Origin of the sequence: Acinetobacter sp. RG5, from assembly GCF_031844265.1 — a bacterium.
Taxonomy (GTDB): domain Bacteria; phylum Pseudomonadota; class Gammaproteobacteria; order Pseudomonadales; family Moraxellaceae; genus Acinetobacter.
Genome location: NZ_JAUZUV010000002.1, coordinates 78,834 through 95,060, shown reverse-complemented (window position 1 = coordinate 95,060; position 16,227 = coordinate 78,834). Strand labels below are relative to the sequence as shown.

Annotated in this window: 12 protein-coding genes and 2 tRNA genes; 8 read left to right on the top strand and 6 right to left on the bottom strand. The window is 43.8% G+C overall.

The window, feature by feature from the left end; all coding sequences use genetic code 11:
- Positions 1-32: 32 nt before the first annotated feature.
- On the top strand, positions 33-614 hold the full coding sequence (locus Q9R21_RS03100) for a DUF4112 domain-containing protein (RefSeq protein ID WP_311203711.1): 582 nt from the start codon (positions 33-35) through the stop codon (positions 612-614).
- A gap of 81 nt (positions 615-695) precedes the next feature.
- Here the strand turns inward: Q9R21_RS03100 and htpX are convergent, their stop codons facing one another.
- On the bottom strand, positions 696-1,601 hold the full coding sequence (gene htpX / locus Q9R21_RS03095; RefSeq protein WP_004280540.1) for a protease HtpX: 906 nt from the start codon (positions 1,599-1,601) through the stop codon (positions 696-698).
- A gap of 176 nt (positions 1,602-1,777) precedes the next feature.
- Complete coding sequence (locus tag Q9R21_RS03090) at positions 1,778-2,650, bottom strand: lytic transglycosylase domain-containing protein (protein ID WP_253101612.1); 873 nt, start codon at positions 2,648-2,650, stop codon at positions 1,778-1,780.
- 499 nt (positions 2,651-3,149) lie between these two features.
- On the opposite strand from Q9R21_RS03090, the gene ttcA reads away from it, so the two are divergent.
- Positions 3,150-4,076 (top strand): tRNA 2-thiocytidine(32) synthetase TtcA, encoded by a 927-nt coding sequence (gene ttcA / locus Q9R21_RS03085; protein WP_004280538.1) that lies wholly within the window; start codon positions 3,150-3,152, stop codon positions 4,074-4,076.
- Positions 4,077-4,282: 206 nt separating this feature from the next.
- The gene (locus Q9R21_RS03080; protein WP_004280536.1) at positions 4,283-4,669 is read left to right on the top strand and encodes an SCP2 sterol-binding domain-containing protein; all 387 of its coding nucleotides are present in this window, start codon (positions 4,283-4,285) and stop codon (positions 4,667-4,669) included.
- 93 nt (positions 4,670-4,762) lie between these two features.
- Here Q9R21_RS03080 and Q9R21_RS03075 read toward each other — a convergent pair whose 3' ends face one another.
- On the bottom strand, positions 4,763-5,878 hold the full coding sequence (locus Q9R21_RS03075; RefSeq protein WP_004280534.1) for a transglycosylase SLT domain-containing protein: 1,116 nt from the start codon (positions 5,876-5,878) through the stop codon (positions 4,763-4,765).
- A 362-nt stretch (positions 5,879-6,240) separates the two neighbouring features.
- Here Q9R21_RS03075 and greB point away from each other — a divergent pair, with 362 nt between their 5' ends.
- The 5 genes from greB (at position 6,241) to epmA (ending at position 9,495) form a co-directional block, all read left to right on the top strand.
- Positions 6,241-6,735 carry a transcription elongation factor GreB gene (gene greB / locus Q9R21_RS03070; protein WP_004645740.1) on the top strand — a complete coding sequence of 165 codons (495 nt, stop codon included), beginning with the start codon at positions 6,241-6,243 and terminating at the stop codon, positions 6,733-6,735.
- A gap of 88 nt (positions 6,736-6,823) precedes the next feature.
- Positions 6,824-6,913 (top strand) — tRNA-Ser (locus tag Q9R21_RS03065).
- A gap of 273 nt (positions 6,914-7,186) precedes the next feature.
- Positions 7,187-7,276 (top strand) — tRNA-Ser (locus tag Q9R21_RS03060).
- Positions 7,277-7,456: 180 nt separating this feature from the next.
- Positions 7,457-8,524, top strand: a complete 1,068-nt coding sequence (locus tag Q9R21_RS03055; RefSeq protein WP_311203710.1) for a 4-phosphoerythronate dehydrogenase — start codon at positions 7,457-7,459, stop codon at positions 8,522-8,524.
- A complete protein-coding gene (gene epmA, locus Q9R21_RS03050) occupies positions 8,521-9,495 on the top strand; it encodes an EF-P lysine aminoacylase EpmA (RefSeq protein WP_311203709.1) in 975 nt (324 codons plus the stop codon). The genes Q9R21_RS03055 and epmA overlap by 4 nt, the downstream gene beginning before the upstream one ends.
- A gap of 83 nt (positions 9,496-9,578) precedes the next feature.
- On the opposite strand, the gene Q9R21_RS03045 is transcribed toward epmA, so the two are convergent.
- The 3 genes from Q9R21_RS03045 to Q9R21_RS03035 form a co-directional block, all read right to left on the bottom strand.
- Entirely contained in the window at positions 9,579-10,814 is a 1,236-nt protein-coding gene (locus Q9R21_RS03045) for a multifunctional CCA addition/repair protein (RefSeq protein WP_311203708.1), read from the bottom strand.
- Positions 10,815-10,908: 94 nt separating this feature from the next.
- Positions 10,909-13,188: an NADP-dependent malic enzyme gene (locus Q9R21_RS03040; protein ID WP_004280528.1), complete on the bottom strand. Its 2,280-nt coding sequence runs from the start codon at positions 13,186-13,188 to the stop codon at positions 10,909-10,911.
- A gap of 140 nt (positions 13,189-13,328) precedes the next feature.
- Positions 13,329-16,205, bottom strand: coding sequence for an EAL domain-containing protein (locus tag Q9R21_RS03035; protein ID WP_311203707.1), 2,877 nt, complete (start codon positions 16,203-16,205; stop codon positions 13,329-13,331).
- Positions 16,206-16,227 lie beyond the last annotated feature (22 nt).

The window sequence follows — 16,227 nt, the reverse complement described above, 5'->3', positions numbered from 1 at the left end:
CAAGAAAATCAGCATTATTTCTGGAATAACCTATGCCTGAGCCTGGACAAAAAACAAAACTAAGTCAACAAGAGGTGATACGTCTGGAACGTGATCTGGCCAAGTTTGCCAATATGATGGACTCCGTGGTACGTATTCCATTTACCAAGCAAGGGGTGGGAGCAGACGCGGCTTTAAGTACGATTCCGGTTGCGGGAGATATTGCCGGTTTTGTATTGACCTGTTATGCCATTCATAAGGCCAAACAGATCGGGGTGCCGAGTGCCAAACTGAATCCGGTGGTGAAGATGGCGGCGATCGATGCGGTAGTAGGATTTATTCCGGTGGCGGGCACGGTCTTTGATATTTTTATTCGGCCCAGTCGCAAGGCGCTCGATGTTGTGCACTTGCATATTCGTGAGGAATATCAGATTAGCAGCGACCGGCATGTAGTGCACCCATTTTTGCATGAAAGTCTGGAACGTAAACAGCAGCAATCTGCATTCTGGCGCAATCCCGTGGTGGCCTGGATCTGGATTCATATCCCTGATATTTTAGGCACTTTATTCCTGATTGTATTTGTCTTCGCGATCGGGTGGGGTGCTATGGCGCTGTATCAATGGTTCAGCCAATGATAGGTCAGCTAAAGAATAACTAAATCCAATAAAAAAAGCCTACAATTGCAGGCTTTTCTTGAATCAAAACTAAAGTTTTACTTAAGCACAATCTAGTTGTTGCAATGCAGCGACACGCTGTTCGATGCTTGGATGCGTCTGGAACAATGCAGCAAGGCTAAAGCCTTCTTCTTTACCCGCAGAAATCGCAAATGCTTTCATTTCTTTCGGCATGGCATCTGGCATTTCAGATTCTGCCTGTAAGCGCAGTAATGCTGAAATCATAGCTTGTTTACCTGCCAGACGTGCGCCTGCTTCATCAGCACGGTATTCACGGTGACGAGAGAACCACATCACAATCGACGACGCCAAGATACCGAACACGATATCCAGCACAATAGTAATCACGAAATAGGCAATACCCGGGGCTTCACCTTCTTCACGACCAAAGACATTGCGGTCAATAAAATCACCTGCGACACGTGCGAAGAACATCACGAAGGCGTTCACAACACCTTGGATTAGTGCCAGAGTGACCATGTCACCATTGGCGACATGACCAATCTCATGCGCCAATACTGCACGAAGTTCGTCTTTGTTCATACGCTCAAGCAAGCCAGTTGATACCGCAACGAGAGCATCATTTTTGTTCCAGCCGGTGGCAAAGGCATTCGACTGGTAAGAGGGGAAAATACCCACTTCCGGCATTTTAATGCCTGCACGCTGAGAAAGTTGTGCAACTTCTTGGAGCAACCAGGCTTCAGCTTGGTTACGAGGTGCATTCGGGTCAATCAGTTCAGTACCCGTGGTCTTTTTCGCCATCCATTTAGACATGAACAGGGAAATCATTGAGCCGACCATACCGAACACAAAACAGATGACCAACAGGTTGCCTAGATTCAAGCCACCTGCGCCATGGTAACTACCGACACCGAAGAGTGACAAGATAATGCCAGCTACAACCAGTACCGCGAGGTTGGTTAGCAAGAACAAACCAATCCGCATCATTGAGAAATCCTCTTATTACAGAAAAATAATCTGATTATTAAATGTAAATCATTGAAATCAATATGCGGTGAAATCGAGAAGAATTCAAGGAAAAAATAGCATTTGGCTACAAAAAAAACAGGATATTTTTTGTGCAAATTGAAACATAGGTCTTTAAAAACAAAGCTGTTTAGGAGCTATTCACTTAAATATATTTTTGCAGATGCTGACGCATTCGCGGTGGCATATGAGCCTGCCGGTGCATCGGTGAAACTGCCATCCGCTTGAGCAATGATCTGACGCTGATACTTGGCAGCCTGAATATTGGAAGCTGTGGTAGTTTCAATCGAATAATTGTCAGAACTGGCAATCACACGGCCAGTACCAGAAGATGCTGTATAGGTAGAACTAGTATTGCCAATTCCCTGAGCATATAAGTTCTGATAACGGCTGCTGACACGACGGACATAGTCCTGAGTTTCACGAAACGGTGGCACGCCCTTATATTTGGCGACATTACCTTCACCGGCATTATAGCCTGCCAGTGCCAAGGTGGTGTTGCCATTAAAACGTTTCAATAACCAGGCCAGATATTTGGCACCTGCCATAATATTCTGCTGCGGGTCATAAGCGTTGCTGACATTAAAACGACGGGCAGTCGCCGGCATGAGTTGCATTAAGCCCTGTGCACCGACTGGAGAGCGTGCCTGCACATTAAAACCGGATTCGGTATGCATCACAGCTTTAATCAAGCCTTCAGACACGCCATAGGTTTGTGCTGCCTGACGGATGATCGAGTCATAGGCATTTTTATTTTTACTATAGCTAGGTAACACGGAAGCTTCACTCGAGCCCCAGTTACTATAACTATGAATATTGCTGTCGGGATAATAAGTTTTCTTTTCTACCTGCAGGTGATTATAGCGACTTTTCTTATTGGTCAATAAAGTACTGCCATTACTGTCGCGTAATTGATAGATCGTTTGACCGGCATAAGCAAAATGACAACAGCTTGCCAACAGCAAACCACTGATCCCATAACGCCCCAAAACATACACATTTATTTTCATTGTTTATATTAAGTAAACACAAGCGAGAAAAATTCAATAAAGAGTTTAACAAAAAATTACGGAATGAAAAGACTTGTGCGCTGCATTTATAAACGAGTTTGTAAATGCAAGTCATTTTTTACATTTTAGCAGTAGAAAAAAAAATATGATTTAATTTAAAACCTTAGGCTTGACAGGGTTAACTATTTGATTTTTATAAATAATTAAATTGATCAAAAAATGATCAATTCAAAGAAAAGCCTTATCTTTTGAGCCGGACAAGTTGTCAAGTCTGTTTCAATCCACAAAGTTATCCACAGCTTTTGTGGACAACTGTGGAAAAGTCCAAAAGATAAGCATCTTGACTAAAAAATGAACGCAATCGTTCAATATATCAATCTAAATAAAACATGAAAATGAAACTAATAAGACATTTTCATGAAAATAAATTCTTTTGATGCGATAGCGGTCCGAATCGGCTAAAATTGCGCGGTATTTTTTTTATGGGTTAATCTCGTCTATGTACTCGCCAGTTGAGTCCGAACAAGGATTTAATTTCAAACCTGAACTGCCAACAAGCTCAGCCTACTACCGTTTGTTGAAGAAGCTTCGCCGACAGGTCGGACATGCCATTCGTGACTTCAAGATGATTGAAGAAGGCGATAAGGTCATGGTGTGTATTTCTGGTGGTAAAGACAGTTATACCCTGTTGGATATCCTGCTACAGTTCAAGCGCATCGCACCGATCAATTTCGATGTAGTGGCTGTGAATCTGGACCAGAAACAGCCAGGCTTCCCGGAAGATGTATTACCTCGTTATTTAGAAGAAAATAACATTCCGTATTACATTTTGGAAAAAGACACCTACAGCATCACCAAAAAGTTGACGCCTGAAGGTAAAACCTACTGTGCAGTCTGTTCGCGTTTGCGTCGTGGTTCTTTATACGGTTTTGCGCAGGAAATTGGTGCGACCAAGGTTGCCTTAGGCCATCATCGTGATGATATCCTGGCGACTTTCTTCCTGAACCTGTTCCATGGCGGCAGCTTGAAAGCCATGCCACCAAAACTGTTGTCTTCAGACAAAAAGAACATTCTGATTCGTCCACTGGCCTATGTGGAAGAAAAAGACATCATTAAATATGCAGAAATGCGTCAATTTCCAATTATTCCATGTAATTTATGTGGCTCTCAGGACAACCTGCAGCGCGCAATTATCAATGACATGTTACGTGATTGGGATAAAGCACATCCAAAACGTCTGCACAGCATTTTTGGCGCATTGCAAAATGTTTCGCCATCGCAGCTGGTCGATCGTGAATTATTTGATTTTGAAGTGCTGGACAGCCAGCGTGAATTCGACTTCAAAGGCGGTGATTCAACTGAAGAAGCTGTGGAAGGCGAGAACCGCCGGATCAATATGGTCAATCTGGGCTTTGCTGCAGACTAATTTTAGAACGTGTAGACATCAGCCTGCGGGTTGATGTCTGCTTATAAACATAAATAAAAATAGAACTACAAAAATTGAACGGCGCGTACAAAATTCGTTAGCCTTTGCGCTAATGATCATGATATAACAAAGCACAAGCATAATAGCTTCAACATGATGTCGTCTGGATAGTCGACACAAATGAACAAATAATTTGAGGAAAGATCATGCCTGCTTTTTTAACTGATGATTGGTTTTCAACTGTAGAAACTCTAACTGCGCAAGCTGGCGATTTGAATTTGCCACCAGCTTTGGCGAACCTTGCGATTAATTTGGTTGTAGCGGACACTACAGGTAATACTGAACTATCTTTAGATGGTGGGGCAATCAAGAAAGGTTTGTCTTCAAATGCCAAAACCACGCTGAATATGGATGGCGAAACTCTACGTAAAGTTTTCCTGGAGTTTGATATGGCGGCTGCGATGCAGGCCTTTATGACGGGTAAAATTAAAGTACAAGGTGATATGTCACAATTGATGGCACTTCAGACTGCAAAACCAAGTCAGGAACAAAAAGATTTGTTCAAGAAAGTACTTGAAAATACCACGGCTTAATTCTACTAAGACATTAGCCTGAATAAAGACGAAAAAAGCTTACCCTGAGGTAAGCTTTTTTTATGGCATTTTGATTAATGCTAAGGTTTTAGCTTAGATATTCACCAATTGTGGTGTGGTCTTGATATGTTCCAAATAAGCACGAATGCGGGTCACATATTGTACCGCTTGACGGTAGCGACCATTATTGGCTTTATTCTGATCCAGATAGGCATATAAGTTCACCCAGTTATTCGGGTTCTTGCCTTGCGACTGAATGCGCTTTTGCAACTGATTCACTGCACCTGGGCCCATATTATAAGCTACCAGTGCAAACCAGTTCCGATCTGGAAAAGGAATATGATCATAGCGACTAAGCATTTGATCATAATACTTGGCACCACCCTGAATGCTTTGAGCAGGATCGGTACGGTTACTCACGCCCATGGCTTTTGCTGTACTGTTGGTCAGCATCATCAAACCACGCACACCCGTCGGAGAAACTGAATTCGGTTTCAGATAAGATTCCTGATAACCAATGGCCGCCAGTAAATGCCAATCCAGGTCATACTGCTGCGCTGTCTGTTTAAAACTCGCTTCATAGATCGGCAGACGGTTGTTCAAATCACGTTGAATGGTGGTCCAGGATTCCTCTTTCACCACATTCTGATTATAAAATGAAGCAAGCTGCTTGATGGCACCACTTTGTTTACCTTTGCAGACAAAAGCACTGGCCGTCTGGCTCAAAGGATCTGTAGCAGATTTAAATACCAGGTTTAAATTGGTATTCAAGCCATTACTCGACAGAATCGATTCATCGCCACAAGTGGCCGAGAACGACGTCAAACGCTTGTTTTCAATGGTGCGTATATCAGTAGTCGTCATAGCCAGATTGGCTTTACCCTGAGCAACCCACTGTAGGGCAGTCTGATTATCAGGAACGATTTTAAAATCGAGTTTTACATTCAGATTGTTGGCATAGTTACGAACCAGATCATAACCGAAGCCATGCAGATGTTGTCCATCCTGGAATACGGTAGTCGGATTTTCAACCGCAACCACGGTCAACTTATTGCTATTGACCACATGATCAAACTGAAGTGTGGTCTTACTTGCATTGATACTGTGTAGGGGAATAAATGCAGTGCTCAGTACAAGTGCTTTCAAAGGGAGAGAAGAAATTACAGATCTTAGGCAAAGCCTCGACCCAGTGGATGAACTACTGTGCATGTTGTCTCCGCTACAAGTAATTTATGCCCTAAAAATCACAGCCAACAAAGCCAGAAATTTTAACAGTTTGATAAATTCAATAAGGGTTGGGCAGTCATGACGTCATTCAAAATGACAAGAGATTTAAAGATAATTATGTAGAAAAACTACATAGATTAAAAAGTAAGCATTTCCGGAAGTTGCTGGCATATTAATGATCTGAAAAACGATTGTCAAATTTTGTACACAAATTATTTTTAAAAATAATTTTAAGATATTGAAATATAAAGTTAATTTTTTTGGAATTTTACCATTGTGTTAAAATGGTAAATAAAATAATCTGTTTGTAAGTTAAAACACTGAAAATATGATCAGCAAGACGTATGAAATCCAACTTAATCACCCGTGCTGGACACGATAAATTGGTGGCAGAACTTAAAAATCTCTGGCATGAAGAGCGCCCTGAAATTACCAAAAAAGTGAACTGGGCCGCCAGTCTTGGCGACCGTTCTGAAAACGCAGACTACCAATATAACAAGCAAATTTTGCGTAAAATTGATCGACGGGTCAGGTATCTCGGCAAGCGCCTCGAAGAACTGAAAATCATCGATTTTTCCCCGGAGCAGGAGGGTAAGGTTTATTTTGGTGCTTGGGTGGACATTGAAAATGAAGAAGGCGAACAAAAAACTTTACGCATTGTTGGTGTAGATGAAATTTATGATCATCATCCGCAACATATTTCGATTAGTTCGCCGATGGCACGCGCGTTATTGGGCAAGCAGGTCGATGATGAGGCCGAGGTATTGACCCCCTCCGGCAAGAAACTCTGGTTCATCAATTCAATTCGTTATGAAAAGCCAGAAAATTCAGCAGATTAATGGAATTGATTTTATTTTGTGCAGTTGATGCAGTGAAAGCATAAAAATATTTGCCAAGCGTGATTTTTGTTTATATCATGTCGGCCATGGAAGCGTGGCAGAGCGGTTTAATGCACCGGTCTTGAAAACCGACGAGGGTGTGAGTCCTCCGTGAGTTCGAATCTCACCGCTTCCGCCAAATTTTAAAAACCCAGTCAATTTGACTGGGTTTTTTTATGTCTCAATATTTTTTCAGTTGTTGATCTACTTGATGCTGAATGTGATTATTTCTCTCATCATTCTCTACTGAGTTAAATTCAACTCAAGATCATTGCAATACTAAAATCTTTGAATGAAAATACTCAGATTGGCTTTGATTTCGGATGATTTTTAGCTGAATAAGCTGCTTTTTATAGAAGTTTCGCTAAATTTTATTGCCAAAAATCTAATTTATTTATATGATGGCGGCCAAGGAAGCGTGGCAGAGCGGTTTAATGCACCGGTCTTGAAAACCGACGAGGGTGTGAGTCCTCCGTGAGTTCGAATCTCACCGCTTCCGCCAAATTTTAAAAACCCCAGTCGAAAGATTGGGGTTTTTCTTTTTAGGCTGCAGATCTTGAATATTAAATTCTTCAGTCCTGAACTTAATTCATAAAATCTTGAAAAATGGACGTATCGGCCAAATATAGAGTCAGAGGCGTCAACGCGCTATCATACGTCCAAGCATCATATGGATCTCATTATGAAAATTGTCGCAGATGAAAATCTGGCATTTACCGATTATTTCTTTTCCGAATTTGGTGACATTCAACATCGTGCAGGGCGAACCTTAAGCGCAGATGATGTCAAAGATGCCGATAGCCTGTTGGTACGTTCAGTGACTCAGGTCAATGAAGTACTGCTACAGAATAGTTCGATTAAATTTGTGGGTAGTGCCACCATTGGCACAGATCATTTGGATATTGCTGCATTAGAACAGCATGGGATTCAATGGAGTAATGCGGCCGGCTGTAATGCGCAAGCGGTGGCTGAATATGTCATTACTGCATTATTGCAGGTACGTCTTGAATTACTCGATGCCAATGCGACATTTACCTTGGGTATTGTCGGTTTGGGTAATGTCGGAACCCGTCTGGCTTATATGGCGAAACTTTTGGGCTGGCGTGTGATCGGTTGCGATCCTTTTGTGCAAAGAGAGCAGGTTGATCAAGTCGAATTTCATGAATTGCTGCAACAAGCAGATGCAATTTCGATTCATGTTCCTTTAACCAAAACAGGCGCATATCCAACCTATCATTTATTTAATGCTACTGCATTGGCAAAAATGCAGCCTGACGCGATCTTGATTAATTCAGCACGTGGGCCAGTCATTGAAGAGGCCGCGCTAATCCAGGATATACAGGCGACACATCGAACCGTGATTTTGGATGTTTTTGAGCATGAGCCGGTGATTTCAGCAGAACTTCTGGATCTGGTCACCTTGGTGACTCCGCATATTGCCGGTTATAGCCTGGAAGGCAAAGCGCGCGGTACCCAGATGATCTATGAAGCTTTTTGTCAAACTTTTGGTTTTGCAGCCAATAAACAGTTTGAATCCCAGCTGCCTATCTGTGAGCAGTTTTTTCAGGGGCAGGATTTAAAAATGGCATTGCAACAGCATTTATCCCAAATTTATCACATTGCTCGTGATGATGCCAATCTACGTGCCTGTCTCAAAGAAGGCAAAATCGATCAGCAAGCCTTTGATCATTTACGTAAAACCTATCTGCTGCGTCGTGAGTGGGCGGCACACGGTGGGCCGAAGGCATGACGATGACGTATCAACCCACTTGTGACCTTCAGGCCATGCACGCGCGGGCGACCTTATATCGTCAAATCCGTCAGTTTTTCGCTGAGCGCGATGTCTTAGAGGTGGAAACACCGATTTTGTCTCAAGCCGGTGTGACCGATGTGCATTTAGCCTCGGTACAGGCACAGCGCCATGTGCTGGGTAAACTGAATACACATTATTTGCACACCTCACCTGAATTTGCCATGAAGCGCTTATTGGCCAGTGGCTCTGGACCCATTTATCAAATCTGTAAAGTCTTCCGTGATGATGAACATGGGCGTAAGCACAATAGCGAATTCACCATGCTGGAATGGTATCGTCCGGGATTTAGTTTAAAAGATTTGATGTTTGAAGTATCTGATCTGTTGAATGTGACCTTGAAAGCACGTTTTGGCGAAATACGTCCGACCATTTTGAGTTATAAGCACGCGTTCATGGATCGTCTGGATCTCAATCCGCTTCAAGCCACTTTACAGGAACTGAAAGACTGCTGCCGCCGCGTCGGTCTTAATCTGGATCTGGGAAATGACCGTCTTGGCTATATTGACCTGTTATTTTCACATATGGTTGAACCGAGTCTGGGGTTTGATACCGCAGTATTCCTGACCGATTTCCCCCCTGAAATGGCTTCTTTGGCTAAAACCCGAATCGATGAAGAGGGTGAACTGGTCGCCGCACGTTTTGAGCTGTATATCGAAGGTTTAGAATTGGCCAATGCGTATGATGAGCTGATTGATGCTGACGTATTGCGTTCGCGCTTTGAGGCAGATAATGCTGAACGAGCCAAACTGGGCTTGCATGTCATGCCCATCGATGAGTATTTACTGGCGGCTTTACCGAACATGCCAGAATGTTCAGGGATTGCTTTGGGAATTGACCGTTTGTTGATGATTGCAACCCATCGTATGAAACTGGAACAGGTGATTACTTTTCCGGCAGATATTTCCTGATCCAGCGGATTCGATATTTCTTAATTGTTTTTGTGATAAAGAGAAATTAAGCTATTAAAAAAGCACCCGAGGGTGCTTTTTTATTATTCAACCGCTACGGTTTGTTGCGCTTTGAGCTCACCGAGTGCCTGAATCCGCCGTTCAATCAGCATCTCGCCAATATCTGGTCCCTGAATATCGGCAGGCAGGTCTTGTGCCTTGATGGCACGTACGGTCTGCATGGCATCAAGGACGTATTGTGCTTGTGGATAAGCACGATCTTCCAGACCTAGACGGCCACGTGAATCACATTCACACGCCTGGACGAAAGCTTCGACACGTTCAGGGCGACGTAACACATCCAGACGTTGCAATAATCGCCATAAGGTTCCCGGCTTAAGATTAAAGGCCTGATGGCATTTCAGATGCTCTTTGCACACCGCCAAAGCCAGCTGCCTAGTATACGTTGGCACTTTTAAGCGGTCACACAGTTCATTCACTGGCTTGATGCCACGTTCTTCATGCATGATATGTCGCGGTAATTCTTCAACTGGTGTCAAAGCTTTTCCTAAGTCATGCACTAAAACGGCAAAACGTACATCCAGGCTATAATTTTGACGACATGCCTGCTGCAAGGACATCATCGTGTGAATGCCGCAGTCAATTTCCGGATGATATTCAGGTCGTTGCGGAATGCCATATAAGGCGTCAATCTCAGGGAAGAGTACCTTTAAAGCACCACACTCGCGTAATACTTCAAAATACACATCAGCATGACGTTCGGATAATGCACGGGAAGTTTCTTTCCAGACGCGTTCCGGTGTCAAGGCATTTAATTCACCCGATTCAGTCAAGCGTTGCATTAACGCCAAAGTTTCATCGGCAATCACAAAGCCTGCACTGGTATAACGGGCAGCAAAACGGGCTATTCGCAGTACGCGCAATGGATCTTCGATAAAGGCATCGGAAACATGACGTAGAATCCGGTTTTCCAGATCCTGTTGACCACCATAAGGATCATAAACCTGGCCGGCATCATCCATGGCCATGGCATTAATGGTCAGATCGCGACGAATCAGATCCTGCTCCAGGGTAACGCTGACATCGGTATGAAACTCAAAACCATGATAACCGGCGCCAGATTTACGTTCGGTACGCGCCAGTGCATATTCTTCTTTTGTTTGGGGATGTAGAAAAACAGGGAAATCTTTGCCTACGGGCTGATAGCCTAAGTCAAGCATTTGCGCGGGAGTTGCACCAACAACCACATAATCTTTTTCGTGATAGGGGTGTCCGAGTAAATGATCTCGAACTGCGCCGCCTACTAAATAAACTTGCATGAAAAAACCTCTATTCTTAGAAGCATCATGCTACAGAATAGAGGTTTTCTCAAGTTAAGAAACGAGGCTGATGCGTCGTTATCTTGTCATTGGCTTAAAGTGCATCTTGTTCCGCTTGCTGGATTTCTGCAACAGTGAGTGCGGTCATGTTGATTACACGACGCGTAGTCGCAGTCGGCGTCAAGATGTGCACAGGTTTCGCAGCACCCAACAGAATTGGACCAATCGTTACGTTGTTGCCTGAAGTTGCCTTTAACAGGTTAAACGAGATATTGGCAGCATCCAGATTCGGCATGATCAGCAAGTTTGCAGAGCCTTTGAAACGTGAATTCGGGAATGCAAACTGACGAATGTTCTCATCCAGTGCAGCATCACCGTGCATTTCACCTTCAACTTCCAGCTCAGGCGCGATTTCAGACAGGATGTCATACACCTTACGCATTTTTTGCGCGCTGGCATCATGCTGGTCTGAACCAAAACTTGAATGAGAAAGCAGGGCAATACGTGGTGTCATACCAAAACGGCGAACTTCTTCAGCAGCCAGAATGGTCATTTCAGCCAGCTGTTCAGCCGTTGGATTGGTATTGACATACGTATCGGCAATGAACAGGTTACGGTCTTCAAGCATCAAGGCATTCAAGGTAAAGAAAGTGTTATGACCATCTTTCTTGCCAATGATGTTGCTGACGAAGTCCAGGTGAATGTCGTAGCTTGAATACGTACCACACAGCATACCGTCTGCCATACCATGTTTCACAAGCATCGCTGCGATCAGGGTAGAGCGGCGACGTGCTTCACGCTGTGCATATTCAGGCGTTACACCCTTGCGCTGCATAATGTTGTAGTAATCGTCTGCAAACATTTCATAGTTCGGGTTCTTTTCCTGATCAACAATCGTGATATTCACACCATCTTCAAGACGTAGACCCAATTTTTTGATGTTGGCTTCAATGACAGCTGGGCGACCCACCAGAATCGGGATTGCCAAACCATCATCTACCGCAATTTGAACTGCGCGAAGTACACGCAGGTCTTCACCTTCCGCATAAGCAATACGTTTAGGATCAGATTTAGCCTGTTCAAAGATTGGTTTCATCATGAAGGCAGAGTTGTAGACAAACTCAGACAAACGTTGACGATAATGCGAGAAATCCGTGATTGGGCGTGTTGCAACACCAGAATCCATTGCAGCTTGTGCTACAGCAGGTGCGATTTCTAGAATCAGGCGTTGATCCAGTGGGCCCGGAATCAGGTATTCACGACCAAATGACGCCGATTTTTCACCATAAGTCGCTGCATCAGCTTCAACGTGTGCCATACGTGCAATTGCATGGACACAGGCAATTTTCATTTCTTCGTTAATGGTGGTTGCACCAACGTCTAGCGCACCACGGAAGATGTACGGGAAGCACAGTGCGTTATTCACCTGGTTCGGATAGTCAGAACGACCAGTCGCCATGATCACGTCATCACGAACTTCATGCGCATGTTCAGGCAGAATTTCTGGATCCGGGTTCGCCAAGGCAAAGATGATCGGATCTTCAGCCATGACCTTGACCATTTCTTTGGTCAAAATGCCCGCAGCAGAAAGACCAAGGAACATGTCTGCACCCGCAATCACGTCACCGAGCTGAGTAGCTTCAATGTCTTGTACATAGGCTTTCTTAGATTCATCCAGGCCTTCGCGATGTGTAGTCAGCAGACCGCGTGAATCGGCAACGATGATATTCTCTTTTTTAGCACCCAGAGCACAAAGCAGATTCAAACAAGACAGTGCAGCAGCACCCGCGCCTGAAGCCACGATCTTGATATCTTCAATTTTTTTGCCGTTGATTTGTAACGCATTGAGGAGCGCAGAACCGACAATGATCGAAGTACCGTGCTGATCATCATGGAATACCGGAATATTCATGCGTTCACGCAATTTTTGCTCGATATAGAAACACTCTGGCGCCTTGATATCTTCAAGGTTAATCCCGCCAAAAGTCGGTTCTAATGCAGCGACAATATCCACAATTTTGTCTGGATCATTTTCAGCAATTTCGATATCGAATACATCAACGCCAGCGAATTTTTTGAATAATACGCCTTTACCTTCCATAACAGGTTTAGAAGCCAAAGGACCAATATTACCCAGGCCAAGCACGGCAGTACCATTGGTCACGACAGCAACCAGGTTACCACGAGCCGTATACAATGCAGCAGTTGAAGGGTCGCGTTCAATCTCAAGACATGGTGCAGCTACGCCAGGCGAGTAAGCAAGGGCCAAGTCACGTTGGTTGACCAATTGTTTGCTTGGTGTAACGCTAATTTTCCCCGGGGTAGGAAATTCGTGATAGTAAAGGGCCTGTTGCTTTAAAGATTGTTCGTCCATCAGTCTCTCGATCGTTGTAAAGATTACCCGGTCAGCGGGCAAAGAATTTATTTATGTTCCTGAATATACCATTTGTTAGCCAGTTCGGACAGACAAAGACGGCCGTTTTTCCAACAAACTTATTGTGGTGGGGTATGGACTTAGACTTGGGGTATATAAGTCTGATGCGTCTTGTCTCGCACTAAATAAGCGGTTGCATCCTGCTCAGGAAGCGGTTTGGAAAATAAGTAACCTTGGGCAATATCACAGTCTAAATCACGTAGATATTCTAGCTGCTCTTCAGTCTCGATCCCTTCTGCGACCACAGTCATGCCCATGGCTTTACCCATGGCCACCATGGCACTGACAATCGCTGCCTGTTTGTTTTCCCCAATCTTGCAAACAAAACTGCGATCAATTTTTAGAGTATCAATCGGAAAATCAGCAAGATAGGAGAGAGAGGAATAACCTGTACCAAAATCATCCAGAGCAATATGAATATGTCGCTGTTTAATCTCATTCAACAGATTTTTGACCGCTTCCGAATTTTCGATTAAAGAAGATTCGGTAATTTCCAGCTCCAGACTGGCGCCAGAAATATGGTTATCTGCAATGGCTTGGTCCAAATCATCGAGCAATTGACCACGACGCAATTGCTGTGCCACGATATTGACTGATACACAAATATGATTAAAGCCCAGATCATTCCATTGGCGAATCTGTTTAGCGGCCTGCTGGATCACTAGGCGGCCAATGTCTGAAATCAGGCTGGTCTGTTCCGCTAAGGGGATAAACAGCCCTGGTGCAATAATGCCTTTTTCTGGATGGTTCCAGCGAATCAGCGCTTCAAAGCCATAAATGCTTTGATCGCTGAAATTGATTTTTGGCTGATAATACACCATCAGTTCATTATTCTGGATTGCTTTGCGCAAATCACGTTCCAGGAAAACCCCTTTGTTCTGTAAAGCATTATTTTCACTGGAATAAAAGTGAATAGTATTGCCGCCAAGATTTTTGGCTTCATTCAATGCCTGTTCGGCGCAATTATTTAAATAATCCAGCTGACGGCCATGATCAGGATAGAATGCCACGCCCATGGACAGGGTAATCACATGATCCTGACCGTAAATATTGAATGGTCTGCTAAAGGCCTGAGCGATGCGTTCACAATGGTGTTGAACTGAAGGGCGAATATGTGAGATTTCATAGAGAATCGCAAAATCATCACCATTTAGATGTGCCACAAATAGCGCTTCTGCATTGGTCATGCGCAGCCGCTGCGCCACCTGGCGTAAAAGTTCATCACCGCCGTTATTGGACAGGTATTCATTCAATGGCCGGAAACGGTCGATGTTAAGCCGAATCACAGCCATCTCTTTAATCGAGTCTTTTTGCGAAACCAGATATTGATGCAGCTGATAATTATAATAAAAGCGGTTCGGTAAGTCAGTCAGCGTGTCATAATTTTCCAGATAGGACAGGCGCTGTTCCTGTAATTTACGTTCAGTCAGATCTGATACGATACCAATATAATGAGTAATCCTGCCTTCATCATCAGTCACGGCATTAATATGCAGCCATAAGGTCGACTCTTTACCAGACAGAAATTTTGCATAAACCTCTCCATCATAAGAGCCAATCTTTTGAATCTGTTTGACAATATTGGCCTGAAAAGTACGTTGCTGGGATTTATTTTGCACTGCAATATCAAATAAGGATTTACCGATAATCTCGTCACGCTCAAAACCGCTCAAGTATTCGTAGTGAGGATTGACATCGATATAATCTAATTCAGGATTCAGAATGAAAATCCCTTCCGCAGCCTGTTCCAGTACACTGGCCACCAGCTTTAAACGTTCTTGAGACAGACGTTCCTGCTGGATATCACGACGGATGCCCACCATACGCAAGGGTTTTTTATTTTTAGGATCACGACTGATCACCCGGCCAATATCATGTACCCAACTCCAGCCACCTTCACTGAGCTTGATCCGGTAAGTGGCATCATAGCGTTCAATCTGGCCACGCAGATGCTGCTTCATATTGCGCTTAAAATAGGCCAGATCTTCAGGGTGAATCAGATACTGTAATTGCAGATGATGATCTTTGGAATCGCGCAGAATCTTTTCGTCTTTATGATTGGTTAAGGTGATGCTGCGCTCTTGAATATTCCAGTCCCATGGCCGAATACCGGCAATTTCATGTGCAAGTTTTAGATTCTGCTGCTGATTCTTCAGGTCATGATTGATCTGTTCAATATCATAGGTACGTTCCCGTACTTTTTGCTCCAGCAATTGGTTACTGAGCTGTAATTGCTGTTCAATATCTTTGGATTTATTGACTTCAGTTTTGAGTTGCTGGCACAGTTCATCAGTCCAATGCACTTGCTGTTCTGCATTTTTCACCAAAATATCATTTTCCGCATACAGACGTGAGGTGCGGCTGTGAATTCGATAACTACTTGTCGCGCACAGCAGAATCACTATGAGCGCAAAGTTTAAGGCCAGACCAAAAAAGGGATTGGAATGACCGACATGGTCAAGCTGCGACAGTAAAAAAGGGAATAAGGACGGCAAAAAGACCAGACAAAAATAGCTCAGTTTCTGGGTCAGGTAGGTCAGGCCAAATGCTTGGCTTACAATCAGCAACAAGGCAGACAAGGTCAGTGCTTCAATATCTTCAAATACAGGATTGGCCTGCGGCAAATAGTAATAAATTGTATAAATACCGGCCGCGATACAGCTTCCGACTGCAAGGCTCTGCATCTGTAACCAGCGGTGCGCGCTTTTCTGATTATATTGTTCGGGTTTGAAATACAGCGTATTCACCAGCCAGCACATGCTGACCAGAAGTTCTGTCAGAATAAACCAGGTATTAAAATACGTATTAGAAGGACTATATTGAATGTGATAAATACAAAAAATATAGAGGCAAATCACCATGATACTGAGCAAAAAATAGCGACTATGGCGAAGCGTATTCGCAATTTGAGCATCATGCAAATGCTGCTGAATATAGTCGTCCTGATTATCAACCATGTGATTCAATGCCTGTATTCAT